At 48.2% G+C, this 22,135-nt stretch carries 30 protein-coding genes and 1 tRNA gene; 26 read left to right on the plus strand and 5 right to left on the minus strand.

The window, feature by feature from the left end:
* The first annotated feature begins 14 nt into the window (after positions 1 to 14).
* From EYC62_07815 to EYC62_07870, 12 genes are all read left to right on the plus strand, one after another.
* Positions 15 to 383, plus strand: a complete 369-nt coding sequence (locus EYC62_07815) for a 50S ribosomal protein L14 (protein TAH32634.1) — start codon at positions 15 to 17, stop codon at positions 381 to 383.
* A gap of 14 nt (positions 384 to 397) precedes the next feature.
* Positions 398 to 742, plus strand: a complete 345-nt coding sequence (locus tag EYC62_07820) for a 50S ribosomal protein L24 (GenBank protein TAH32635.1) — start codon at positions 398 to 400, stop codon at positions 740 to 742.
* A 6-nt stretch (positions 743 to 748) separates the two neighbouring features.
* Entirely contained in the window at positions 749 to 1,312 is a 564-nt protein-coding gene (locus tag EYC62_07825; protein TAH32636.1) for a 50S ribosomal protein L5, read from the plus strand.
* 169 nt (positions 1,313 to 1,481) lie between these two features.
* Positions 1,482 to 1,787: a 30S ribosomal protein S14 gene (locus EYC62_07830; GenBank protein TAH32637.1), complete on the plus strand. Its 306-nt coding sequence runs from the start codon at positions 1,482 to 1,484 to the stop codon at positions 1,785 to 1,787.
* A gap of 48 nt (positions 1,788 to 1,835) precedes the next feature.
* On the plus strand, positions 1,836 to 2,231 hold the full coding sequence (locus tag EYC62_07835; GenBank protein ID TAH32638.1) for a 30S ribosomal protein S8: 396 nt from the start codon (positions 1,836 to 1,838) through the stop codon (positions 2,229 to 2,231).
* A gap of 19 nt (positions 2,232 to 2,250) precedes the next feature.
* The gene (rplF, locus tag EYC62_07840; protein TAH32639.1) at positions 2,251 to 2,784 is read left to right on the plus strand and encodes a 50S ribosomal protein L6; all 534 of its coding nucleotides are present in this window, start codon (positions 2,251 to 2,253) and stop codon (positions 2,782 to 2,784) included.
* Positions 2,785 to 2,793: 9 nt separating this feature from the next.
* Positions 2,794 to 3,156 carry a 50S ribosomal protein L18 gene (locus EYC62_07845; protein ID TAH32640.1) on the plus strand — a complete coding sequence of 121 codons (363 nt, stop codon included), beginning with the start codon at positions 2,794 to 2,796 and terminating at the stop codon, positions 3,154 to 3,156.
* Positions 3,157 to 3,172: 16 nt separating this feature from the next.
* Positions 3,173 to 3,826 carry a 30S ribosomal protein S5 gene (locus EYC62_07850; protein TAH32641.1) on the plus strand — a complete coding sequence of 218 codons (654 nt, stop codon included), beginning with the start codon at positions 3,173 to 3,175 and terminating at the stop codon, positions 3,824 to 3,826.
* A gap of 17 nt (positions 3,827 to 3,843) precedes the next feature.
* Positions 3,844 to 4,029 (plus strand): 50S ribosomal protein L30, encoded by a 186-nt coding sequence (locus EYC62_07855; protein TAH32642.1) that lies wholly within the window; start codon positions 3,844 to 3,846, stop codon positions 4,027 to 4,029.
* Between the two features lie 35 nt (positions 4,030 to 4,064).
* The gene (locus EYC62_07860; GenBank protein ID TAH32643.1) at positions 4,065 to 4,622 is read left to right on the plus strand and encodes a 50S ribosomal protein L15; all 558 of its coding nucleotides are present in this window, start codon (positions 4,065 to 4,067) and stop codon (positions 4,620 to 4,622) included.
* Positions 4,623 to 4,800: 178 nt separating this feature from the next.
* Complete coding sequence (gene secY, locus EYC62_07865) at positions 4,801 to 6,141, plus strand: preprotein translocase subunit SecY (GenBank protein ID TAH32644.1); 1,341 nt, start codon at positions 4,801 to 4,803, stop codon at positions 6,139 to 6,141.
* Positions 6,138 to 6,782: an adenylate kinase gene (locus EYC62_07870; GenBank protein ID TAH32645.1), complete on the plus strand. Its 645-nt coding sequence runs from the start codon at positions 6,138 to 6,140 to the stop codon at positions 6,780 to 6,782. The genes secY and EYC62_07870 overlap by 4 nt, the downstream gene beginning before the upstream one ends.
* A gap of 205 nt (positions 6,783 to 6,987) precedes the next feature.
* On the opposite strand, the gene EYC62_07875 is transcribed toward EYC62_07870, so the two are convergent.
* Positions 6,988 to 7,374 carry a hypothetical protein gene (locus EYC62_07875; protein TAH32646.1) on the minus strand — a complete coding sequence of 129 codons (387 nt, stop codon included), beginning with the start codon at positions 7,372 to 7,374 and terminating at the stop codon, positions 6,988 to 6,990.
* A 265-nt stretch (positions 7,375 to 7,639) separates the two neighbouring features.
* Between EYC62_07875 and EYC62_07880 the strand changes: the two genes are divergently transcribed.
* The 9 genes from EYC62_07880 to EYC62_07920 all read left to right on the plus strand — a co-directional run bounded on the left by EYC62_07880 (position 7,640) and on the right by EYC62_07920 (position 14,072).
* Positions 7,640 to 8,020, plus strand: a complete 381-nt coding sequence (locus EYC62_07880) for a 30S ribosomal protein S13 (GenBank protein TAH32647.1) — start codon at positions 7,640 to 7,642, stop codon at positions 8,018 to 8,020.
* A 20-nt stretch (positions 8,021 to 8,040) separates the two neighbouring features.
* Positions 8,041 to 8,436: a 30S ribosomal protein S11 gene (locus EYC62_07885; GenBank protein ID TAH32648.1), complete on the plus strand. Its 396-nt coding sequence runs from the start codon at positions 8,041 to 8,043 to the stop codon at positions 8,434 to 8,436.
* A gap of 112 nt (positions 8,437 to 8,548) precedes the next feature.
* Positions 8,549 to 9,565, plus strand: coding sequence for a DNA-directed RNA polymerase subunit alpha (locus EYC62_07890; protein TAH32649.1), 1,017 nt, complete (start codon positions 8,549 to 8,551; stop codon positions 9,563 to 9,565).
* 88 nt (positions 9,566 to 9,653) lie between these two features.
* A complete protein-coding gene (locus tag EYC62_07895) occupies positions 9,654 to 10,064 on the plus strand; it encodes a 50S ribosomal protein L17 (GenBank protein ID TAH32650.1) in 411 nt (136 codons plus the stop codon).
* 96 nt (positions 10,065 to 10,160) lie between these two features.
* A complete protein-coding gene (locus tag EYC62_07900; GenBank protein TAH32651.1) occupies positions 10,161 to 10,919 on the plus strand; it encodes a hypothetical protein in 759 nt (252 codons plus the stop codon).
* On the plus strand, positions 10,828 to 11,868 hold the full coding sequence (locus tag EYC62_07905; protein ID TAH32652.1) for an RluA family pseudouridine synthase: 1,041 nt from the start codon (positions 10,828 to 10,830) through the stop codon (positions 11,866 to 11,868). Before EYC62_07900 ends, EYC62_07905 begins: the two co-directional genes overlap by 92 nt.
* A gap of 5 nt (positions 11,869 to 11,873) precedes the next feature.
* A complete protein-coding gene (locus tag EYC62_07910) occupies positions 11,874 to 12,416 on the plus strand; it encodes a hypothetical protein (protein TAH32653.1) in 543 nt (180 codons plus the stop codon).
* 3 nt (positions 12,417 to 12,419) lie between these two features.
* A complete protein-coding gene (locus tag EYC62_07915) occupies positions 12,420 to 13,085 on the plus strand; it encodes an HAD family hydrolase (protein ID TAH32654.1) in 666 nt (221 codons plus the stop codon).
* Positions 13,086 to 13,088: 3 nt separating this feature from the next.
* On the plus strand, positions 13,089 to 14,072 hold the full coding sequence (locus EYC62_07920; protein TAH32655.1) for a hypothetical protein: 984 nt from the start codon (positions 13,089 to 13,091) through the stop codon (positions 14,070 to 14,072).
* Position 14,073: 1 nt separating this feature from the next.
* Here EYC62_07920 and EYC62_07925 read toward each other — a convergent pair whose 3' ends face one another.
* Both EYC62_07925 and lipB read right to left on the minus strand, forming a co-directional pair.
* Entirely contained in the window at positions 14,074 to 15,480 is a 1,407-nt protein-coding gene (locus tag EYC62_07925) for a hypothetical protein (GenBank protein TAH32656.1), read from the minus strand.
* Positions 15,481 to 15,547: 67 nt separating this feature from the next.
* A complete protein-coding gene (gene lipB / locus EYC62_07930; GenBank protein TAH32657.1) occupies positions 15,548 to 16,195 on the minus strand; it encodes a lipoyl(octanoyl) transferase LipB in 648 nt (215 codons plus the stop codon).
* Positions 16,196 to 16,303: 108 nt separating this feature from the next.
* Here lipB and EYC62_07935 point away from each other — a divergent pair.
* The 4 genes from EYC62_07935 (at position 16,304) to EYC62_07950 (ending at position 17,883) form a co-directional block, all read left to right on the plus strand.
* Positions 16,304 to 16,388 (plus strand) — tRNA-Leu (locus tag EYC62_07935).
* Between the two features lie 259 nt (positions 16,389 to 16,647).
* Entirely contained in the window at positions 16,648 to 16,863 is a 216-nt protein-coding gene (locus tag EYC62_07940) for a hypothetical protein (protein TAH32658.1), read from the plus strand.
* Positions 16,864 to 16,877: 14 nt separating this feature from the next.
* The gene (locus tag EYC62_07945; GenBank protein ID TAH32659.1) at positions 16,878 to 17,393 is read left to right on the plus strand and encodes a DUF3828 domain-containing protein; all 516 of its coding nucleotides are present in this window, start codon (positions 16,878 to 16,880) and stop codon (positions 17,391 to 17,393) included.
* A gap of 10 nt (positions 17,394 to 17,403) precedes the next feature.
* Positions 17,404 to 17,883, plus strand: a complete 480-nt coding sequence (locus tag EYC62_07950) for an N-acetyltransferase (protein ID TAH32660.1) — start codon at positions 17,404 to 17,406, stop codon at positions 17,881 to 17,883.
* Here EYC62_07950 and EYC62_07955 read toward each other — a convergent pair.
* On the minus strand, positions 17,880 to 18,593 hold the full coding sequence (locus EYC62_07955) for an epoxyqueuosine reductase QueH (GenBank protein ID TAH32661.1): 714 nt from the start codon (positions 18,591 to 18,593) through the stop codon (positions 17,880 to 17,882). The genes EYC62_07950 and EYC62_07955 overlap by 4 nt on opposite strands.
* A 208-nt stretch (positions 18,594 to 18,801) precedes the next feature.
* On the opposite strand from EYC62_07955, the gene EYC62_07960 reads away from it, so the two are divergent.
* Positions 18,802 to 21,111, plus strand: coding sequence for an NADP-dependent malic enzyme (locus EYC62_07960; protein ID TAH32662.1), 2,310 nt, complete (start codon positions 18,802 to 18,804; stop codon positions 21,109 to 21,111).
* A gap of 24 nt (positions 21,112 to 21,135) precedes the next feature.
* Here the strand turns inward: EYC62_07960 and EYC62_07965 are convergent, their stop codons facing one another.
* Positions 21,136 to 22,107: a UPF0104 family protein gene (locus EYC62_07965; GenBank protein ID TAH32663.1), complete on the minus strand. Its 972-nt coding sequence runs from the start codon at positions 22,105 to 22,107 to the stop codon at positions 21,136 to 21,138.
* Positions 22,108 to 22,135: the final 28 nt, after the last annotated feature.

A 22,135-nucleotide genomic window follows, 5' to 3' on the forward strand; every position in this document is an offset into this window, starting at 1 on the left:
ATAGAGGTAGTGTCATGATTCAACAAATGAGCAATTTAGAAGTCGCCGATAATTCGGGTGCGCGCAAAGTCCGCTGCATCAAAGTATTGGGTGGCTCCAAACGCCGCTATGCCCAAGTCGGCGATGTAATCGTGGTTGCTATCCGCGATGCTATTCCAAAAGGCAAAGTAAACAAAGGCGACGTGCACAAAGCCGTAATCGTTCGCACCGCTGCGCCAATCAAACGCGCTGACGGTTCGGTGATTCGTTTTGACACCAACGCTGCCGTGTTGATCACCGCCCAAGGCGAACCGATCGGCACCCGTATCTTTGGACCGGTGACTCGCGAACTGCGTTCTAAGAATTTCATGAAAATCATCTCGTTGGCACCGGAAGTGCTATAGAGGTTGGGGGAACTATGACAACGATTGCAAAAAAATTAAAAATTAAAAAAGGCGATAACGTAATCGTCTTGACCGGCAAGGACAAAGGCAAAAAAGGCGAAGTATTGCGCGTTTTGCGCGAAGAAAACCGTCTGGTTGTCCGTGGCGTGAACGTGGTGAAAAAACACCAACGCCCAAGCGCCGCTGGCGCTGGCGGCATCGTCGACAAAGAATTGTCGATCCATATTTCCAACGTTGCTTTGGCTGATCCGAAAACCGGCAAGGCAACCCGTGTTGGTTATCAAGTAAAAGATGGCAGCAAAATCCGTATCGCAAGAAAATCGGGTGAAACCATCGATACCGTTTCAAAGGCAGGATAGTGAATCATGGCAAAGACTAACGCAGCAACGGCCCCAAGGCTGAAATCGGAATACCAAAGCGCGGTCATCAAGAAATTGATGGAAGAATTTGGGTATGAAAATATCATGCAAGTGCCGAAATTGACCAAAATCGTGGTTAACATGGGCATCGGCGAAGGCACCCAAGATCAAAAACGCGTGTTGAAAGCCGCGGAAGAATTGGGATTGATCACCGGCCAAAAAGCGATTTTGACCAAATCGAAAAAATCGATTGCGACCTTTAAATTGCGCCAAAACCTGGCGATCGGTTGCAAAGTCACTTTGCGCAAAGAAAAAATGTGGGAATTTTTGGATCGTTTGATCAACATCGCTTTGCCGCGCGTGCGCGACTTCCGCGGTGTATCGGGACGCAGCTTCGATGGACGCGGCAATTACTCGCTGGGTCTGAAAGAGCAATTCGTGTTCCCGGAAATCAATTACGACAAAGTGGAACATGTGCAAGGTATGGATATCGTAATTTGCACCACCGCGAAAACGGACAAAGAAGCCAAAGCTTTGCTGAAGGCTTTTAACATGCCGTTTTTTAATTAGGGTTTTGGGTATTGGGTAATGGGTTTAGGAAAGTAGTAATTTATATGGGATTGAAGGATTAGGGAAAACGGTTTGGATCGACAATGAAATTCGCCCAAACCCCAAAACCCAAATCCCAAACCCCAAACCCCATTAAAAGAAAGACGATAAAAAGATAAGGAACTAACAAATGGCAAAAACCAGTTCGATTTACAGAAACAAAAAACGCCGCAAAATGTCGAAGCAGCAGGCCCCAAAACGCGCCAAATTAAAGGCGATCGTGATGGACAAATCCCTGCCGTTCGAAGAACGTTTTGAAGCGCAATTGAAACTGTCGGCATTGCCGCGTAACGGATCGAAAATCCGCGTGCGCAATCGTTGCTGGTTTTCTGGCCGTTCGCGCGCGGTATACCGCCGCTTCGGTTTGTCGCGTTTGGCGATCCGCCAGTTCGGCGCAGATGGTTTGATTCCTGGCTTGACAAAATCCAGCTGGTAATTTGGGAAAAAGGTTTAGGGTTTAGGTTTATTAATCGAGGATAAGACAATGGCTTTAATTGATCCTTTAAGTGATATGCTAACACGGATTCGCAACGGCCAGAAAGCCAAGCAATCGGCTATTCTGTGCCCGGCATCCAACTTACGCAAAAACGTTTGCGAAGTGATGCAACGCGAAGGTTACATCCGTGGCTTCAAACTGGAGGAAGCGGAAGGCAAAAAACAACTCAAGATCGAGTTGAAATATGCCGACGGCCAACCGGTTATCAAAGAAATCCGCCGCGTATCGCGGCCGGGCCGCCGTATTTACAGCGGTATTAAGACATTGAAACCAGTTTACAATGGCTTGGGTATTTCGATTCTATCGACGCCAAAAGGCGTGATGTCGGATATCGAAGCGCGCGCGGCCAATGTTGGCGGCGAAGTATTGTGCTGCGTATTCTAGGGAATAAGGGGTAAGTATTATGTCACGCGTCGGTCAAAAACCAATCACTTTGCCAGCAGGCGTCGAAGCCGTGGTAAATGAACGCACCTTGAAAATCAAAGGCAAGGGCGGCGAATTATCGATGAATTTTTCGCCATTAATTACGGTGAAAAAAGAAGGTAACGTTTTAACCTTCACGCCAGTCAATAAAACCAAGCAAGCGCGCATGGATTGGGGCACAACCCGTTCCCGCGCCAACAGCATGGTCAAAGGCGTCACCGAAGGCTTCAAGCAAAAAATGCAATTGCAAGGCGTCGGTTATCGTGCCGAAATGAAAGGCAAAACCTTGTCGATGAAAGTCGGCCACAGCCATGAAGATATTTCCACTCCGCCAACCGGCGTAAACGTAAAAGTGGACAAACAAACCGATATTGAAATCAGCGGCGCCGATAAACAAGCCGTTGGCCAATATGCTGCGTTGTTGCATCTGACCAAACCGCCAGAGCCGTACAAAGCCAAAGGCGTGCATTATGAAGGTCAGGAAGTAGAACGCAAAGAAGGCAAGAAGAAGTAGGGTGTCATTATGTTAGCATCGAAAAAATTGGCCTTGCGCCGCAAATCCCGCAACCGTTTCAGTCTGGCAAAAAAATCCGCTGGCCGTTTACGCTTGTCGGTTCATCGTTCCGGCAATCATATTTATTTGCAAGTGATCGATGATACCAAAGGTCAAACTTTGGTTTCGGCTTCGAGCCTGGACAAAGATTTGAAAGGCAAATTGAAAACCGGCGGTAACGTCGATTCGGCCAAACAAGTTGGTTTATTGCTGGGTCAGCGCGCCGTAAAGGCCGGCATCACCGAAGTGGTGTTTGACCGCGGTTTATATCGTTATCATGGCCGGGTGAAATCCTGTGCCGAAGGCGCGCGCGAAGCCGGCTTGCAATTCTAATAGGGACTAGGGAATCATGACTCAAAATGAAGTAACCGAAAACAAAGAACAACTGGCCCCAGGCGCCGAAGACGAAGAAGGTCGTGGACGCGGTCGTGGCCGTGGTCGCGGTCGTGGACGCCGTACGGAAAATCGCGAACGCGAAAATAACCGTGAAGAAGATACTGGTGAAATTCAAAAGCCAGTATATATCGGCCGTGTTTCTAAAACCGTAAAAGGCGGTAAACGCTTTTCGATCGCAGCCCTGGTGGTTGTTGGTGACGGCAAAGGCCGCATCGGTTACGGCAAAGGTAAAGCAAAAGAGGTTCAAGACGCGATGCGTAAAGCGGTTGACCAAGCTCGCCGCAACATGATTCGCATTCCATTGCGCGATGGCCGCACCATTCATCATGATGTGTTCGGCAAATTCGGCGCGGGCAAAGTGCATTTGCGCACGGCGCCGGCCGGTACCGGTATTATCGCCGGCGGTCCGATGCGCGCGATGTTCGAAGCCTTGGGCGTTGCCGACTTTGTCGGTAAATCGTTGGGATCGTCGAATCCGCACAACATGGTTCGCGCGACTTTGGCGGCATTGACCCAAACCAATTCGCCACGCACCATTGCGGCGCGTCGCAACAAAAAAGTGAATGAAATTTTGCCAGGCGCCCGTAACACGGAAGCATCGGCATAACGAGAAGGTTTTAAGTCATGGCTAAGAAACAAATCAAAGTAACGCAAATCGGCAGCCCGATCGGCCGCCAGGCAATTCAAGAAAAAACCTTGATTGGTCTTGGCTTGAACAAACGTCATCGCACGCGCGTTCTTGAAGATACTCCTTCGGTGCGCGGCATGATCAACAAAGTTAAACATTTGGTGGTCGTAGAGGCTGCTTAATTATTCCCGTGTGGAATGGATATAAAGGTGATGTTATGAGACTGAATGAAATTCGCGATAATGAAGGCTCTCACAAACGCTCTCGCCGTTTGGGCCGTGGTATCGGTTCGGGCCGGGGTAAAACTTGCGGCCGCGGTGGCAAAGGCCAGACCGCGCGTACCGGTGTTCGCCTGAAAGGCTTTGAAGGCGGTCAGATGCCGATTCACCGCCGTTTGCCAAAACGCGGTTTCAACAATCCAAACTCGATGAATTTGGTCGAAGTTTCCTTGCGTTTGTTGCAACAAGCATTGGAAGCCGGAAGAATTTCCGCTGGGGCTTCGTTGACGGCAGAATCGCTGAAACAAGCGGGCGTAATCAACAAAACCGGTTGTGGAATTCGTTTGCTGGGCCAAGGTGCGTTGAAATCGGGCGTGAATATCGAAGTATATTCCGCAACCGCCGGCGCAAAAGCCGCCGTTGAAAAAGCTGGCGGAAAAGTAACCGAATTGCGCGCTAAACGCGAAGAGCCAAGCAACAGCTTTGCCGCTCGCCGCGCCAAAGCAAAAGAAACCGCTGCAAAGGCTTTTGAAGCCCGCGCAAACGCGAAGAAGTAAATTAATCCCTTCCCCCTTGTGGGGAAGGGTAGATAAACTTAATCGAGCAAAGCGAGATTTAGTTTATATTGGATGGGGGTACCCCCACCCAGCTTTAACTAAGCTCACTATTGTTCGCTAAGTTAAAGCATCCCTCCCCACAGGGGGAGGGCAATGTCAATAAAGAGAGAGAATTCCAATGGTATCCGCCGCAGAACAATTGACCCAAAATATGAATTTCGGCGTTCTGGCCAAAGCGACAGAACTGAAGAAACGCATTTGGTTTACCCTTGGGCTTTTGATCATTTACCGTTTGGGCACCTATATTCCATTGCCGGGCATTGATCCGGTGATCATGGCTGATATTTTCAAGCATAATTCTGGCGGCATTCTGGGCATGTTCGATATGTTTTCGGGCGGTGCGGTCAGCCGTATGTCGATTTTCGCACTCAACATTATGCCTTATATTTCGGCGTCGATTATCGTGCAATTATTGACCGCTGTTGTGCCGTCTTTCGAAGCGATGAAAAAAGAAGGCGAAGCGGGCCGCAAAAAAATCAATCAATATACCCGCTATGGCACCGTGGTTTTAGCCGCTGTGCAAGCTTATGGTATCGCGGTCGGTTTGGAAGGCATGACAGGTTCCGTTGGATCCGCTGTTACCGATCCAGGCATGTTTTTCCGTTTGACCACCGTAATCACTTTGACCGGCGGTACCGTGTTTTTGATGTGGATGGGCGAACAAATTACCGCGCGCGGCATTGGTAACGGATCGTCGTTGATCATTTTCGCCGGTATCGTCGCGAACTTGCCGCGGGCCTTGGCGCAGTTATTTGAATTGGGCCGCACCGGCGCGATTTCGACCGGTTTCTTGTTGTTCCTGATCGTAATGTGCGTGGCTGTAATTGCCTTTATCGTTTTCGTTGAACGCGCGATGCGCCGCATTGTGGTGCAATATCCGCGCAGACAAGTTGGCAACAGCATGACCGCCGGTGACGCCAGCTTTTTGCCGATGAAATTGAACACCTCTGGCGTTATTCCGCCAATTTTTGCAAGCTCGCTGTTGTTATTGCCGTTGACCTTCGCCGGCTTTGCGCATGGCGACAGCCCGGAATGGTTGCGCACGATTGCCAGCACGATTGGCCACGGTCAGCCTGCTTATATGGGGTTGTATGCGTTGCTGATTATTTTCTTCGCGTTTTTCTATACCGCGATTATTTTCAATCCGGCTGAAACCGCAGAAAATTTACGCAAATATGGCGGTTTCGTTCCTGGTATTCGTCCGGGCGCGACTACGGCTAATTATTTGGACTATGTGTTGACGCGCATTACGGTTTTGGGATCCTTGTATCTCGCTGGCATTTGCTTGTTGCCGGAATTTCTGATTGCCAAACATTCCTTGCCGTTTTATTTCGGCGGCACGTCGTTGTTGATCGTCGTATCGGTAACCATGGACACGGTTGCGCAAATCAACGCGCATTTGATCCAGCACCAATATGAAGGCTTGATCAAGAAAGCCAAATTGCGGGGCCGCAAGTGAACATAATTTTGCTCGGCCCGCCAGGGGCGGGCAAAGGAACGCAGGCCAGAATTTTACAGGAAAAATTTGGCCTGATTCAGATCGCCACCGGCGATATGTTGCGCGAGCATATTAAACATCACACCGATCTTGGCCAGCTAGCGCAGAATTATATGAACCACGGCCAATTGGTTCCGGATCTGGTTGTCATTCAAATGATCGAATCGCGCATCGGCGAACCGGATGCGAAAAATGGATTTATTTTGGACGGTTTTCCGCGCACGGTGGCGCAAGCCGAAGCATTGGACAAAATGCTTGGCCGCAAAAAGTTGAAATTGGATCATGTCATCGAAATGAAAGTAGATGAAGAAGAGCTGATTAAGCGTATCGCCGGACGGTATACTTGCGCTGCTTGCGGCGAAGGGTATCACGACGAGTACAAAAAGCCGGTTAAAGCCGGAATTTGCGATAAATGCGGTTTCAGCCAGTTTACCCGCCGCGAAGACGACAAGGCCGAAACGGTTCGCAAGCGCCTAGAAGCTTTCCGTGCACAGACCGCGCCGATCCTGCCTTATTATCAGTCTAAAGGCACATTAAAAACCGTGGATGGCATGGCTGAAATAGACGATGTGCAGCATCAATTAACGGCTATTTTAAAATAGTTTCCTAATTGTCATCCTAGCGGATATTAATATTTTGAGTAAATACAACCGCTGGCGAATGCATAAAAGTCGTGTGCACGCGTGGTGTAATAAAACTCTTTAACATCATTAGACATTTAAAAGCATCAACACGCTGTTCGGGCTTTGCCTGCATAAAAGAAAATAATAATGTAAGGCTACCCGGTGGCAGGTGATCGACGATATCCTATGCGTTTTTTCTAACGATAACTGAATCGTTTGGCCGATCATTTACAATAGCAGTAACAAAGCAACCTATATTTTCAATCCATTCTAATGACCTGTATCTGCCGGTTGGGCCATTTTCATTTTGCAATTCTTTAAACCTTTTTGGAATCGGAGATTGCCCAAAAATTAATTTGCCATTTCCGCAAATAATCATGAATGTCGATTCAAAGCCCATGTCTCCCTGTGGGCGTTCTTCCAGAACGCAATACAGAAAAGAGTTAGGATCCAATTTCATTTCCTCAACTGGAAGAAGCTGCGCAGCAGCAGGACAGATGGAATGCGCACCGCCATACTCTTGCGATTGAGATAACAGTAATTGTGCCAATACTATTGGACTATTTCCCATGTTTTTCCAGTATTTTTAAAAAGGCAATTTAACACCCAAAAGGATACAAATCAAGGCTGAATCTCCTAGTTTTGATAGTATTACCGTCAGTCATACAAAATAAAATTTCCCAATAAATCTTGTGGATAACTAGTTGACGGCAAGGGGAAAATCGCTATAATCCGCCGTTCCTGGGCTGGGACTGTCTGGCGCAGGGGGGATTTGTTTTGTAAAAACAACAAGTTACAATAACAAAAAAGGCAAAATATTTAAAGGAGTCAGGGGCATGGCCCGTATTGCAGGTGTAAATATTCCAACCCAAAAACGCGTGGTTATCGCGCTGCGTTATATCTATGGCATTGGTCCGAAAAACGCCGTGACGATTTGCGACAAAGTCGGCATCCCGCACACCAAGCGCGTCATGGAATTAAGTGACGAAGAAATTTTAAGAATCCGTCAAGCGATTGACGATGGTGACGATCCCGTAGAAGGCGATTTGCGTCGTGAAGTTTCGATGAACATCAAACGCAAACAAGACATCGGATCTTATCAAGGCAAGCGTCATGCAAAACGTCTGCCGGTCCGCGGTCAACGCACGCATACAAACGCCCGCACACGCAAAGGCAAACGTATCGCGATTGCCGGCAAGAAAATGGTAACCAAGTAATTTAATATAGGCAGGATAAAATGGCAGAACCAGCAACAGCCACCCGCGTTAAACGCAAAGAAAGAAAAAACATCGCCACCGCCGTGGTGCATGTTAACGCAACGTTTAACAACACCATCATCACCATCAGCGATCAACAAGGCAACACCATTGCCTGGTCTTCGTCTGGCACCAAAGGTTTCAAAGGCTCGCGTAAATCGACGCCTTACGCCGCCCAGATTGCCGCCGAAGATGCTGGCCGCAAGGCGCAAGAACATGGCGTTCGCACCGTGTCGATTTTGGTAAAAGGTCCAGGCGCTGGCCGTGAATCCGCGTTGCGCGCATTGCAATCGGTTGGTTTCGGTATTACGTCGATCAAAGACATTACGCCGATTCCGCACAATGGTTGCCGTCCGCCGAAACGCCGCCGCGTCTGATTTGATTTTTTGGTAAAGCCCGTGGGGTGGGTCTGTCGCAACCACGGGTTTTCATTGTTTAACATCGCATTTCTCGACAGACCCAGAAATGCGGAGTTAGTTGGAAGTACGCATGTTACAAAAAAATTGGCAAGCTTTGATTAAGCCGGATAAATTGAATATCGAGCCAGGTGTAGACCCGGCTCGCACCGCAACCGTTGTCGCCGAACCATTAGAACGTGGTTTTGGTTTGACGATGGGCAACGCACTGCGCCGTATTTTATTGTCGTCGCTGCAAGGCGCGGCCATTACCGCCGTTCAAATCGAAGGCGTGTTGCATGAATTCTCGGCAATCCCAGGCGTTCGCGAAGACGTTACCGATATTATTTTGAATTTGAAATCGGTTGGCTTGCGCATGTTTGGCGAAGGCCCAAAACGCATGCGTTTGTCCGGTACCGGTCCAGGCGAAATCACCGCTGGCATGATCGAAACCGGCCACGATATTGAAATCATGAATCCGGAATTGGTTATTTGCACCTTGGATAAAGGCGCAAAAATCATGATGGAATTGACTGTGACGACTGGCAAAGGCTATGTGCCTGCCGCCGACAGCCGCGCCGAAGACGCGCCGATCGGTTTGATTCCGATCGATGCAATCTACAGCCCGGTTCGCAAAGTATCGTACAAAGTGGAAAACACCCGCGTCGGTCAACGCACCGATTATGATAAATTGTCCATGACCCTGGAAACCAACGGCGCCGTCAGCCCTGAAGACGCTGTCGCTTATGCCGCGCGCATCATGCAAGACCAATTGCAACTGTTCATCAATTTCGAAGAACCAACCGCCATCGTCGAAGCCGAAAAAGGCGTCGATCTGCCGTTCAACCGCAATTTGTTGCGCCGCGTGGACGAATTGGAATTGTCGGTTCGTTCGGCCAACTGCCTGAAAAACGACAACATCGTTTACATCGGCGATTTGGTACAAAAATCGGAATCCGAATTGTTGCGCACCCCGAATTTCGGCCGCAAATCTTTGAACGAGATCAAAGAAGTGCTTGGCCAAATGGGCTTGACCTTGGGCATGGAAATCCCAGGCTGGCCGCCAGAAAATATTGAAGAGCTGGCGAAAAAATTAGAGGACCCATACTAAGGGTTTCGGGATTTGGGGTTTGGGTTTAGGGAATTTCCTGTAAACCCAATACCCAAAACCCAATACCCAAAACCCTAAAGAGGCAGACATGAGACATAAACTAAAACACCGCATTTTGAACCGCACCGCGTCGCACCGCACCGCGATGTTCGAAAATATGGCGAATTCGCTGTTAAAGCATGAGCAAGTGAAAACCACTTTGCCAAAAGCAAAAGAATTGCGCCCGTTCGTCGAACGCTTGATTACGCTGGGCAAAAAAGGCGGTTTGCATAATCGCCGTCAGGCCTATGCTACGCTGCGCGATGACAACACAGTATCGAAACTGTTCGATGCTCTGGCTAAGCGTTATGGAGCCCGTAAAGGCGGTTATATCCGCATTTTAAAAGCCGGCTATCGTCATGGCGATGCGGCCCCGATGGCAGTAATTGAATTGGTTGACCGTGATGTTGCGGCCAAAGGCCAGGATTCGGGTCAAAAAACCGAAACCGCCGCGGCGTAATAACGGTTTTAATCGTTAAGATTAAAGGGGCAGCCTAACTAGGCTGCCCCTTGTTTTTTAGACGATAACAGTCCAATTTAAGATTGGAGTTTATATATGTTGGCACAATCCAAAGGCATATTGGTCGGGCGTAAATTTACGCCATTTACGCTGGATCAAACCGAAATCCCGCAAATGTTGCAGGACTGGTTAAGCCGCGGATTTCTTGTGCCCAAAGATGCCGCCAATATGGCGGAAATTAGTTCTATTAGCCGTGTCCTGGTACCGTATTTTATTTATAACTGCCAGATTGCGGTCGAATGGCGCGGTTATGGCGGCGATTATGTGCGCGAAACCGTGGCTGGCGCTGGCGGAACCGCCGAAGTAAAAAAAGTCGTCAATTGGGTGGAACAATCCGGTTTGGTACAGGACCAATTGCAAGAAACGCGTCTTGCCAGCAAGGATATTGACCGGCATTTGCGCCGCTTTTTCCTGAAATACGGATGGGAAGGAAAACCGGTCGGGGATTGGTCGGAAGTGGCCGCGCGCGAATTAAATGCAACGGTTATTCCCGCCGATCTGGACGCGCAGAAAATATTCACCCGTGAATTTCAGGGAAAATTATTCCGCAAAATCGAATCGGAAATTAACCGTTCTGTTCATGGCGAGGAAAAACGCGGCATTACCTGGCGCAAATTTTTGGAATATCGTTATTTGGAACTATATGCGCCTTATTATTCGGTTTCCTATACCTATCAAGGCAAGGAATATCAGCTGACGATCGATGCCAGCGAAACATCGCGGCAAACGGGCAAAAAACCGCGGCGATCCATTTTCTCCTTATTCCGCAAATCGAAACCGGAATCGAATGAGTAACGCCATTAAATTGCAAGTTATTGCCGACGAATCGGGCAGCCGGATTGACCGGCTGTTGCTGAAACATTTTCCGCAATTGAATTTCGTCGCGGTGCAGAAATTGCTGCGTACTGGCCAAGTGCGATTGGATGGAAAACGCGTTAAGCCAGGCGACCGGGTGGAAGAGGGGCAGGAAATCCGCCTGCCGCCATTCCTGCAAAAATTAGCATCGGGCGATAAAAAAGAAGGACAAACCGGCGTTATTCCAAAATCGGTCCAAGAAAAATTTAAGTCGCATATCATTTACGACGATGATTGTATCGTCGTGCTGAATAAATGGTCCGGGCTTGCGGTGCAGGGGGGCAGTAAAACCAATATTCATGTCGATGCAATTAGCGCTGCGGTATATGACCGGAAATTGAAATTGGTGCACCGCTTGGACAAGGATACCAGCGGCGTATTGTTACTGGCAAAAACCGGCAAGGCTGCTGGGCATTTAACACGCGCTTTTGCGGAACAGGAAACCGATAAAGTTTATTTAGCGATTACGTATGGCATTCCTAATCCGAAATCCGGCATCATCAATTTACCGCTGGCCAAAAGGCTAAGCAAAGATATGGAAAAAATAGAGGTTGATCATGACGAGGGCGATGAAGCGATCACCGAATACCGCACCATCCAATCCCACCCATCGGGCTACTCATTAGTGGAATTAAAGCCAATCACCGGACGCACCCATCAATTGCGAGTCCATTGCGAGGCGAAGGGCATGCCAATTTTGGGCGATCCGAAATATGGCGATGCGCCGACGGAAATAGACGGGCTAAAAGGGCCTTTATTATTGCATTTGCATGCGCAGCGCATTACGTTTCCTCATCCCGATTTGGGGCCGATTACGATGCGGGCGCCATTGCCGGATCATTTTGAAAAAACGATGCAATTTTTTGGGTTTTCCATCAAATTTGAGTAATAACTGTGATCATTCATATCAATGGCATGCCAGGAGTTGGAAAATTGACAGTTGCGCAGCATCTGGCGGCATCCTTGGGCGCGAGGTTAATCGATAATCACCGTATCATAGACGCGGCCACCACATGTACCGATCATGGTACACCAGAATATTTAGATGCTCTGGATCAAATAACGGCGGTCATATTCAATAAGTTAGAAAAACTTCCTCAGAAAGATATTTTCATATTTACCAATGCGTTGGCCGCAGAGTTACCTGAAGATATAGAACGATTAAATAAATTTGCGCGTTTTGCGCACCTTCGTGGCGTGCCGTTCGTGCCGGTGGTTCTTACATGTTCCGCCGAACAAAATCGTTTGCGAATGATGCAACCTTCTCGTGCAGCAAAAGGCAAGTTAATGGATATTAAGATATTGGATAGATTGATGGATTATACTATTTTACATCTGCACGATCATGCTAACGCAATAATATTGGATACAACCGATTTGTCACCGGAACAAGCCAGCACTGTAATAGAAAAGCATGTTACATCTATAAAGGAATAAAAATTGCAGAAATTGAAATTTATCACTTTCGACGTCGATGGCACTATTTTGGACAGCCAGAATATGATTATAAAATGTTTGCAAATGGCTTGCGGCGATATGGGCATCGATTGTTCCGCGCCGCGTCATCAATTGCTTTCGGGCGTGGGTTTGCCGTTGATTCAAGCGGTGCCAAAAGCCTTGCCGCATATTAAACAAGAACAAATCGGCCCGTTTGTCGAACGATTCCGCGCCCATTATGAAGTATTGAAAGAACAAGTGCTGGAATTGCAGCCGTTATTTCCTGGCGCGTTGGAAATGTTGGAAACTTTAAAAGTCAAAGGGTATGCGCTTGGCATTTTCACCAGCAAAATGAAAGCAGGATTGGATTCTGTGTTGGATTCACATAATATCCGACGCCTGTTTTCCACCATTAAAACGCCGGACAATGGGCCTGGAAAACCAGACCCATTTCTATTAAATCAATCCATGGCGGAACTGAACTTTACCCCGGCGCAAACATTGTTCGTCGGCGACAGTACCTATGATATTTTAGCGGGTCGCGCGGCGAACGCCAATACGCTGGGCGTTTCCTGGGGTTATCACACGGCGGCGCAATTACAAGAAGTCGGCGCGCATAAAATTATCGATCGGATGCAGGATATCGTTCCGACGGTGGAAAATTGGTAATTCATGAAACGTTTCTATGAAACGGCGCTGGCCGGGTATCATGCCAAGGGATTTTGCGTGTGGTTGGATCAAAAAATGGTCCGCACGCCGCAACAACAAACTTTGGATTTGCCGAACCTGATTCTGGCCAAGAAAATTGCCGCTGAATTCCGCGATCAGAAAGAAACGATTGTGCCGGCGCAAATGCCGATCACCAGCTGGGCTTTTTCTGTCGAAGACCGCATCGCGCCGCGATTAAAAGAAGTCAAAGAAGAAATATTGTCCTATGCCGCTGGCGATGCGATTTGTTATTGGGCGGGACAGCCCGAAAATTTGCGCGCTAAGGAAAAACAGATCTGGGGCGGATTATTGGCCCGTCTTGAAACGGAAGGCTTAAAATTCAATATTTGCCTTGGCGTAACCCGCGCCGATCAGCCATCGGATTCCATCCAAAAGCTTGCCAATGCCATGCAGAAAATGGACCCTTGGCATTTGGGATTGTGGTTGTTTGCGACTAATCTTACTGGCTCGGCATTGGCGTCTTATATATGGTTGCGCGGTGGACTTACGGTGGATGAATTTTTTGCCGCAGGCTTTCTGCCTGAAATTTTCCGCTGCGAATTGGCGGGGGACGATCCTAAGCAAGCGCCGCATTTGGCGCCAAAGTGGCAGTCGATTCAGGAACTGGATTGGATTAAGCATAGCTTGGATCACAAAACCAAATTCGCCGAAGTTCATTTGTGGATTTATGGCCGCGTTCAGGGCGTGGGATTCCGCGCCTGGACGGTTAAAATGGCCGAGAAACAAGGTTTTTCCGGCTTTGTGCGCAACCGCAAAGATGGCCCTGTAGAAGCGGTGTTGGTGGGCCCGATGGCGGATTTAAATCAAGCTATCAAACAATGTTTGCGCGGCCCAATATTGGCCAGCGTCGACCGGCTGACGATCACGGGCTACAAAGAACTAGCCGCTATGCCGACAGCCGGGTTTGAACAAAAACCAACCGAATGATTTAGCTGACGGTTACCGTCACGCCCATGGCCTTTAGCAATTTGACGCGGTCCAGGATCAGTCCAATCATAACCTGGCTGAATGGAACTGGCTGCGCCGGTTTCATGTTAATGGTCAAAGTGCCCAGGGTGCCCACATAGGCCTTTAGTTTTCCGGCGGCGTCCACCAAGGCTGGATCGGACGCGTTGGCGGGATCTGCCAGGAATGCCTGATCAATATCGGCACCCAACTTTGCGGCATATTCCGGCACAGTGATGTTTTGTTTTTGCGCTTCAATTTCCAAAGTTTTTTTCAAGAACGACGCGTCGGTGAAATTGACTTCGGCGCTTTCCAATTGCAGATTTTCAAACGTCAATAAAATATTGGCATTTGGATCTTGCGCGAGGGCGGCTAAATCAAGACCGGTCAGCACGGCCGTAACGTTGGTTTTGAATAAAGACGGCGAATCGAACAGCAATTGCGCGTTCACTTTTTTGGTTTCTTTGTCAAAAACATAGCCAATTTTGGTGTCGGATTTAATTCTGGTATAGCCATATGGTTTCCAGAACTCCGCCGTTTGCGGATGCAATCCTACCGGAATATCAAGACCTTTGATTTCGGTCAAGAATGTCAGGGGCAGGGTTGTATTATCCGTATGCCAACGCACTAAATCGAATGCGGCATAATCGTTGATTTCCGGCAATTTCAAGTTGAAGTTACGCACTTCGAAACTGCCATCCGCCATTTTTTCATACGCAAAACTGGTTGAAAATTCGGTCACGGTTCTTTGTTCGGTACCGGTGCCGGCCGAAAGGCTCATATTCAGATTGCTGATTTTTGCGTTTTCAATCGCAAAGCTTAGGGCTTGAATGGAATTTTTATCCGAGAATTTCAGGTTATCCAATTTTGCGTGATCGAATTCAATCGATGATCTTTTATCAGCCGTTTCAAAAGAAAAAGATTTTAGATCATAGCTATTGCTAGCAGGGTCATGGCCATATTCGGTTTTTAATTCGCCGCTAACGGCAAATGCCGAATTTGTACCGGCTGGAATATCGGCAAGATTGCGGCCGGTTGGCGAGAATTGCAGATTGTTGGCGTGAATTTTCGCATGGGTCAATTGCGCGCCCGATCCACGCAAACCTTGCAGTTCCATTTTCTCGGCTTTAATTAATTCGCCGGCTTGATACATGATAACCGGATTTCCAAGTGTCACTTTGCCTAAAAATGGACTGACATCCATGCTGCTGTAAGTCAACGCCCCAGTCGGCTGCAATGACTTGTTAAAATCGGCGATAATGGCGCGGTATTTATGGTCTAGGTAAAAATACAAACCCCCGGCAATGATCAAAACGGCCAGAACTGCAATGGCGCCGTACCGTAATTTTTTGTTGAATTCAGGACTATAAGAAGACAAAGGGGCTTTCATATCGGAACCTTTCCAAGAATAAATGTGATAAGTTTATTCTAGCACAAATTTACGCGCCGAACAGCGCCTATTCTGCGCCGAAAATAGGATAAAATTGTTGCTGTAAGGCACGGTCTAATTCGGCCATGGAAACATTTCGCCCCAGTTGCGTCAGCGACGTGACGCCATATTCTTTGATTCCGCAAGGCACGATACCGCGAAAGTGATCCAGGTTGGGGTTATTGTTAATGCTTATGCCGTGATAGGCAACGCCACGGCTGACACGCACGCCCAATGCGGCGATTTTATCCTCGCGTCCGTCATAAGAAACCCAAACGCCAATCCGACCGTCACGGCATTCTCCGTTGATGTCGAATTGTTTTAATGTTGCGATAATCCAACGTTCCAGCATGCAGACATATTCGCGGATATCAATGCCGCGTTTTTGTAAATCCAGCATCGCATAAGCAATGCGCTGGCCGGGACCATGATAGGTATATTGCCCACCGCGCCCAGTTTCGAACACTGGAAATAAATCTGGATCGGTTAGATCATTTTCATTGGCGCTGGTCCCGGCGGTGTAACAGGCAGGGTGTTCCAGCAGCCATATTTGTTCGGGTTCCAACCCTGCACGGATCGCCGCCACCCGCAATTGCATATGGGAAATAGCATCGGGATAAGAAACCGGTTCGGTTTCCATGGTCCAATTCAGGCGCGCGGGGGATGGTTTCAACATGGCGGTACTATATCAATATAGAGTTATAACTCAATAATTATAGGTGTTTTGGTGTTTGGCCGAACCTCGTTGCGGTTGGAGTTAATATTTGCTATTTTCGCCTTGGCCGCGGTCATGGCGGAATTGGTAGACGCGCAGCGTTGAGGTCGCTGTGGGGCAACCCGTGGAGGTTCGAGTCCTCTTGACCGCACCAGTCTACGCGTTAGCGTAGACTGTGGCGCCGTAGCAGCAAAGCTGCGAAGGCGGACTATATAGGTTAAAGCGCCTTGCGCTACGACTCGGCAAGCCAGTCTTGTTTTATCCGTATCGTCAGTAGCAATGTGAAAGAAAAGAAGGCTGCCGCGCCGAAGCCCGAATGGGTGTAGGTGGGCCGACGCAACCAAAGGCTACGGCTTGGCAAGCCACCATAAGCCGATAGCCGCTTTATGACCCATCGATTAGGGAAAGTTATCATGACAAAAAAATTACCGGCGGATTCGAATCCAGAATTTATTTTTGTAGATGGCGAACGCCCATTATCCACTTTGGATGCTGTAATGATATTAATGGTTAGTTGTATTGCCTTGGTTATAGAGGGCGGGGCAGTCGTATTGTCCGTTCTTAAACCGCAACGGTCGCGTGTTGCGGATATCCCACCTAACAAAGATATAGTACGTCCGTCAAGGTAGCTTTAGAGACCGAGATGCCTAAATATTTTAATGTTTTTCTAATTATGTTTTTTTTAGCCAGCCCAGTTTTGGCAGCGGAAACCCCATCGCAAATAGTGCAAAATTTATACAAGCCTTATTTGGATGATCCGCATGCGGATCTCCAGACCGAGCCCAGTGCAACTGATGCAATCCGTCCATATGCCAGCCACGCATTGGGCAATGCGATCGATATGGAAAACGCCTGTGTGAATCGCACTGGGGAAATGTGCGCACTCGATTCTGATATTCTGATTGCAGGACAAGATTGGGATATAACCGATTTTCGGATGGAATCAGAAAATGGGAAAAATTCGGCTATTGTGCGAGTTTATTTTAAAAATGGCTTACCGGTGCGGACCAATTTCATGTTTGTGAAAGAAAATCAAGACTGGAAAATTGATGAAATTGAATCTCTGCTTTATGACGAGGATGAAAAACTAGCCAGTGTATGGCTGTTGAAGCGAGGGCTAAATGAATGGCATGCAGAATATAATAAACCTAATAAATAAAAGATAGTTTATGCTTATCCGTCCCTATCAGCCGCAGGATAAAACCCGTATTGGCGAATTGATCGGTAAAATTCAACGCGAGGAATTTCAAATTCCGATAACGCTGGCGGATCAACCGGATTTGGCAGATATTCCGGGCTTTTACCAAAAAGGCCGTGGCAATTTTTGGGTTGCGGAGACCGGCGGCCATATTGTTGGTACAATCGCCCTAATTGAGATTTCAAATGATAACGGCGTCATCCGTAAAATGTTCGTCGATCAGAATTATCGCGGCGCGCCGCATTTCACCGCAAAGAATTTATTGGATGGGCTGGAATCCTGGACGGCGGAAATGAAATTCAAAAATATTTATCTAGGAACAACCAGCAAGTTTCTCGCCGCGCACCGGTTTTATGAAAAGAACAATTATATCAGTATTGCTGAAGGCGATTTGCCGGCGGATTTTCCAAGGATGAAAGTAGATACGGTATTTTATAAAAAAGCGGTTTAACCCGCGTTTTCGGCATCCGCTTCGTTCTTATAATAATTCACGCCGATCTTGATTTTCTCGCGGCCGTTTTTAACGCGCCAGTCGTTGGTATCGCGCAGCGAATAAATACACCCGCAATATTCCTGCTGATAAAATTCCTCGCGTTTGGAAATTTCGATCATCCGCGCGCCGCCGCCATGTTTGCGCCAATTATAATCCCAATACGTCATATTCGGATAACGCGCCGCCGCGCGGTATCCGCAGCCGTTGATTTGTTCCATATTTTTCCAGCGCGAAATTCCTAAACACGATGTGAACAGATTGAATCCATGTTCATGCGCGTACAGCGCAGTGCGTTCAAACCGCATATCGAAACATTCGGTGCATCTTATGCCGCGCTCCGGTTCCATCTCCATGCCTTTGACTCGTTCGAACCAATTGGCAGCATCGTAATCGGCATCGATAAACGGGATGCCCATTTTTTCGGCGAACACTATATTTTCATTCTTGCGCAATTCATATTCACGTTTGGGATGAATATTTGGATTGTAAAAGAAGATCGTTATGGCCAATCCTGCCGCATGCATCGCCTCCATCACCTCGCCGGAACAAGGGGCGCAGCAAGAATGCAGCAATACCTTGTCCGCTCCATTCGGAATCGGAATATGCACCCGCCCACCGATAGTGGGGGAAACATAAGGTTTGTTGGTCAAATCGCTATTTTCACTCATGATTTCCATTACATAAATGAGCTTTGGCGCCGCGTCAAGCCAAGCGTATTTGACGCGCTGCAACCATAGATAATCCCGTAAAACCGCCATATTTTCATCAAAATGTAACTCTAAATCCTTATTTTACGGGGGTAATATTGCGATGCACGTCTTTGCAATTGTGCCTGCGTTCCAATCCGCTTATCTTATTGCGATTCAAAGGAAAATTATGACCAAAGATAAAGATCTGCGCGAAGCCGCATTAGAATATCACCGTTATCCGAAACCGGGCAAATTAGGCACGGTTGCGACCAAGCCGTTGGAAACGCAACGGGACTTGTCGTTGGCGTATACGCCTGGCGTGGCGGTTGCTTGCGAAGAAATTGCGCGGGATCCAATTCAATCGGCGGAATTGACCGGGCGCGGCAATTTGGTAGGCGTGATTACAAATGGCACTGCGGTGCTTGGGCTTGGCGCAATTGGCCCGGAAGCGGCAAAGCCGGTGATGGAAGGCAAGGCGGTTTTATTTAAAAAATTCGCCGGTATTGATGTATTCGATTTAGAAGTGAACGAACGAAATGTTGACAAATTCGTCGATATCGTCGCGGCATTGGAACCGACATTTGGCGGAATCAATCTTGAAGACATCAAAGCTCCGGAATGTTTTGAGATCGAGCGCAAGTTATGCGAGCGGATGAAAATTCCGGTATTCCATGACGATCAACATGGAACGTCAATTATTGTCGGCGCGGCCGTTGTCAACGGTTTGAAACTGGTCGACAAAAAAATCGACAAAGTGAAATTTGTATGCTCTGGCGCCGGTGCGGCGGCTTTATCGTGCCTGGATTTGTTAGTGTCGCTTGGGCTAAAGCGCGAAAATATTTGGGTTTGCGATATTGCCGGCGTTGTATACGAAGGCCGCAAGGAAGAAATGGATTCGTACAAATCGCGCTATGCCCGTAAAACGGATGCGCGCAAATTGGCCGATGTTATTAAAGATGCCGATGTGTTTCTGGGCCTTTCGGCGGGCAAGGTTTTGACCGGCGAGATGGTCAAAACCATGGCCAAGAACCCGATTGTTATGGCAATGGCGAATCCGGTGCCGGAAATCATGCCGGAAGAAATTATGGCGGCGCGCAGCGATGCGGTTATCGCCACCGGCCGCAGTGATTATCCTAATCAAGTCAATAATGTACTTTGTTTTCCATATATTTTCCGTGGCGCGTTGGATGTTGGCGCCACCACTATTAATCAGCCGATGAAACTGGCCGCCGTGCAGGCGATTGCCGAACTCGCCCATGTGGAATCGTCCGATGTGGCCTCGCGCGCTTATGGCGATGCGGCGATGAGTTTTGGCCGGGACTATATTATTCCAAAACCGTTCGATCCGCGCTTGATTTTGAAAATCGCGCCGGCGGTTGCCAAGGCCGCCATGGATTCCGGCGTGGCGACGCGTCCGATCAAAGATTTCGAAGCCTATCATCAGGATCTAAGCCAATTCGTCTTCCGTTCCGGCCTGGTGATGAAACCGGTATTCGAAGCCGCGAAAGAAAATCCGCAGCGTATCGTTTATGCGGAAGGCGAGGATGAACGCGTGTTGCGCGCCATTCAAGTGGTGGTGGACGAAGGTTTGGCAAAACCAATCATCATTGGCCGTCCGGACGTTATTAAGAAGCGTATTGAAAAATCCCGCTTGCGTATCAAAGCCGGCAAGGATTTTGAAATGGTCAATCCGGATTCTGATCCGCGCTTTGCAGAATATTGGGGCCTGTATCACCGTTTGATGGAACGCCGCGGCATTTCTCCGGATCAAGCCAAGACCGTCGTTCGCACGCGGAACACTATTATTGCGGCATTGATGATCAAGCGTGGCGAGGCCGATGCTTTGATTTGCGGCACGTCTGGCAAATATCAGGTTCATTTGAACGATATTATGGACATTATCGGTTTGAATTATGATGTGCATGTGCCGTCCGCCCTGAATGTTTTGATTTTGACGCGCGGCATTTACTTTATGTGCGATACCTATGTTACCGATAACCCTACCGCGCATGAAATTGCGGAAATGACCATTCAAGCGGCCGAAGCGGTCAGGCGTTTTGGCATTGAACCGAAAGTCGCCTTGCTGTCGCATTCCAATTTTGGCAGTTCCGAGGCGCCATCGGCTCGCAAAATGCGCGAGGCATTGTCTTTGATTCACATGCGTGCGCCGTCCCTGGAAATCGAAGGCGAAATGCACGCCGATGCGGCGGTAAACGAAGAAATCCGCAACAGGATTTTCCCAAATTCCCGTTTAATGGGATCGGCGAATTTATTCGTCATGCCGACGCTGGATGCAGCCAATATTTCTTATAATATACTGAAGGCGTTGGGTGACGGTTTGTCGATCGGCCCAATTTTGCTTGGCGTCGGTCAGCCGGCGCATGTGCTGACGCCGTCGGTTACTGTGCGCGGGATTGTCAATATGACAGCTATCGCAGCGGTCGAAGCCCACGGACAAGAAGGCACCAAGCAAAAAATTGTTCAATTAAAAAGCTAAAGCCAACGGACTAATGGCTTTATATTACGGCGTTGGTTTCTTCCGCCGTCCTTCTTGCCATTCAAACAGCACTAAGAACACCGCGGCAATAGCCAATGGCCCCAGCAGATAAATTATGCGGAACAACAGCAACGTGCCGAAAATAGTCGGCGCCGAATAATAATTGCCCAGCATCGTCAATACCACCCATTCAAAAACGCCAAGTCCGCCGGGAACGTGCGACAGAATGCCGATAGTGGTGCCGATTACATAAATGAAAAAGAAATGCTGATATCCGATGATTTTCGAATCTGGCAACAGGACATATAAAATTGCCGATGCAACCGCGACATCGGTGACGGTTATTATTAATTGAAATATCGACAATGGCGCCGACGGCATCTTAAATTCAAAACCTTTGAATTGAATCGGATGCTTGCGATGTCCAACCCAAAATATATACCCCGTTACTATTGCCAGCGTTAGTCCGCCCAATATTTCACTCAGCAACGTTGGCATGAATTCGAACGGTTCCAAATAATAAGGGAAAAACGCCATCACGAATCCGAAAATGGCGGTTACGCCAATAGAATAGGTTAGAATGCAGAATGCGACGATTTTGGCAACATCGATAGGGCCAATGCCGCTGTGCCCATAAAGCCGCAATCGTACCGATCCGCCAGTGATCGGAGAAACGCCTAGATTCTGGCTAAAGGCAAATCCCATGAACGAAGCCATGAAAATGCGTGGCCAAGGAACCTTTTTACGAACATAGAATAGGGCAGAAGCATCATAACCCGCTAAAACCACATAAGAGATCACGGTAAGCCCTATGGCCCACCAAACATGGGTGTGTGGGATTGCGGCGATGGCATCCAAAAAGTCCTGCCAGGAGTGCTTTTTAAGGGTTTTATGCAATAGCCAGCCCGCAGCCGAAAACAAGGCTATGGCCATTAAAGGCCAAAGCATTGAAATGACTTGTTTTGAAGGTTTTAAACGGGCAACCCAGGACATCATAAAAACGGCAGTTTTTGTTAATATATTG

Source organism: Alphaproteobacteria bacterium (genome assembly GCA_004295055.1).
Classification (GTDB): Bacteria; Pseudomonadota; Alphaproteobacteria; order SHNJ01; family SHNJ01; genus SHNJ01.

What these genes read in the sequence shown, in the direction of transcription:
- EYC62_07825 (TAH32636.1), top strand. Translation starts at nt 749, where the DNA reads ATGGCAAAGACTAACGCAGCAACGGCCCCAAGGCTGAAATCGGAATAC.
- EYC62_07960 (TAH32662.1), top strand. Translation starts at nt 18,802, where the DNA reads ATGACCAAAGATAAAGATCTGCGCGAAGCCGCATTAGAATATCACCGT.
- EYC62_07885 (TAH32648.1), top strand. Translation starts at nt 8,041, where the DNA reads ATGGCAGAACCAGCAACAGCCACCCGCGTTAAACGCAAAGAAAGAAAA.
- EYC62_07895 (TAH32650.1), top strand. Translation starts at nt 9,654, where the DNA reads ATGAGACATAAACTAAAACACCGCATTTTGAACCGCACCGCGTCGCAC.
- EYC62_07920 (TAH32655.1), top strand. Translation starts at nt 13,089, where the DNA reads ATGAAACGTTTCTATGAAACGGCGCTGGCCGGGTATCATGCCAAGGGA.
- EYC62_07940 (TAH32658.1), top strand. Translation starts at nt 16,648, where the DNA reads ATGACAAAAAAATTACCGGCGGATTCGAATCCAGAATTTATTTTTGTA.
- EYC62_07925 (TAH32656.1), bottom strand. Translation starts at nt 15,480, where the DNA reads ATGAAAGCCCCTTTGTCTTCTTATAGTCCTGAATTCAACAAAAAATTA.
- EYC62_07815 (TAH32634.1), top strand. Translation starts at nt 15, where the DNA reads ATGATTCAACAAATGAGCAATTTAGAAGTCGCCGATAATTCGGGTGCG.
- rplF (TAH32639.1), top strand. Translation starts at nt 2,251, where the DNA reads ATGTCACGCGTCGGTCAAAAACCAATCACTTTGCCAGCAGGCGTCGAA.
- EYC62_07890 (TAH32649.1), top strand. Translation starts at nt 8,549, where the DNA reads ATGTTACAAAAAAATTGGCAAGCTTTGATTAAGCCGGATAAATTGAAT.
- EYC62_07905 (TAH32652.1), top strand. Translation starts at nt 10,828, where the DNA reads ATGCCAGCGAAACATCGCGGCAAACGGGCAAAAAACCGCGGCGATCCA.
- EYC62_07850 (TAH32641.1), top strand. Translation starts at nt 3,173, where the DNA reads ATGACTCAAAATGAAGTAACCGAAAACAAAGAACAACTGGCCCCAGGC.
- EYC62_07945 (TAH32659.1), top strand. Translation starts at nt 16,878, where the DNA reads ATGCCTAAATATTTTAATGTTTTTCTAATTATGTTTTTTTTAGCCAGC.
- EYC62_07900 (TAH32651.1), top strand. Translation starts at nt 10,161, where the DNA reads ATGTTGGCACAATCCAAAGGCATATTGGTCGGGCGTAAATTTACGCCA.
- EYC62_07845 (TAH32640.1), top strand. Translation starts at nt 2,794, where the DNA reads ATGTTAGCATCGAAAAAATTGGCCTTGCGCCGCAAATCCCGCAACCGT.
- EYC62_07830 (TAH32637.1), top strand. Translation starts at nt 1,482, where the DNA reads ATGGCAAAAACCAGTTCGATTTACAGAAACAAAAAACGCCGCAAAATG.
- EYC62_07875 (TAH32646.1), bottom strand. Translation starts at nt 7,374, where the DNA reads ATGGGAAATAGTCCAATAGTATTGGCACAATTACTGTTATCTCAATCG.
- EYC62_07860 (TAH32643.1), top strand. Translation starts at nt 4,065, where the DNA reads ATGAGACTGAATGAAATTCGCGATAATGAAGGCTCTCACAAACGCTCT.
- EYC62_07880 (TAH32647.1), top strand. Translation starts at nt 7,640, where the DNA reads ATGGCCCGTATTGCAGGTGTAAATATTCCAACCCAAAAACGCGTGGTT.
- lipB (TAH32657.1), bottom strand. Translation starts at nt 16,195, where the DNA reads ATGTTGAAACCATCCCCCGCGCGCCTGAATTGGACCATGGAAACCGAA.
- EYC62_07955 (TAH32661.1), bottom strand. Translation starts at nt 18,593, where the DNA reads ATGAGTGAAAATAGCGATTTGACCAACAAACCTTATGTTTCCCCCACT.
- EYC62_07835 (TAH32638.1), top strand. Translation starts at nt 1,836, where the DNA reads ATGGCTTTAATTGATCCTTTAAGTGATATGCTAACACGGATTCGCAAC.
- EYC62_07950 (TAH32660.1), top strand. Translation starts at nt 17,404, where the DNA reads ATGCTTATCCGTCCCTATCAGCCGCAGGATAAAACCCGTATTGGCGAA.
- EYC62_07820 (TAH32635.1), top strand. Translation starts at nt 398, where the DNA reads ATGACAACGATTGCAAAAAAATTAAAAATTAAAAAAGGCGATAACGTA.
- EYC62_07965 (TAH32663.1), bottom strand. Translation starts at nt 22,107, where the DNA reads ATGATGTCCTGGGTTGCCCGTTTAAAACCTTCAAAACAAGTCATTTCA.
- EYC62_07855 (TAH32642.1), top strand. Translation starts at nt 3,844, where the DNA reads ATGGCTAAGAAACAAATCAAAGTAACGCAAATCGGCAGCCCGATCGGC.
- secY (TAH32644.1), top strand. Translation starts at nt 4,801, where the DNA reads ATGGTATCCGCCGCAGAACAATTGACCCAAAATATGAATTTCGGCGTT.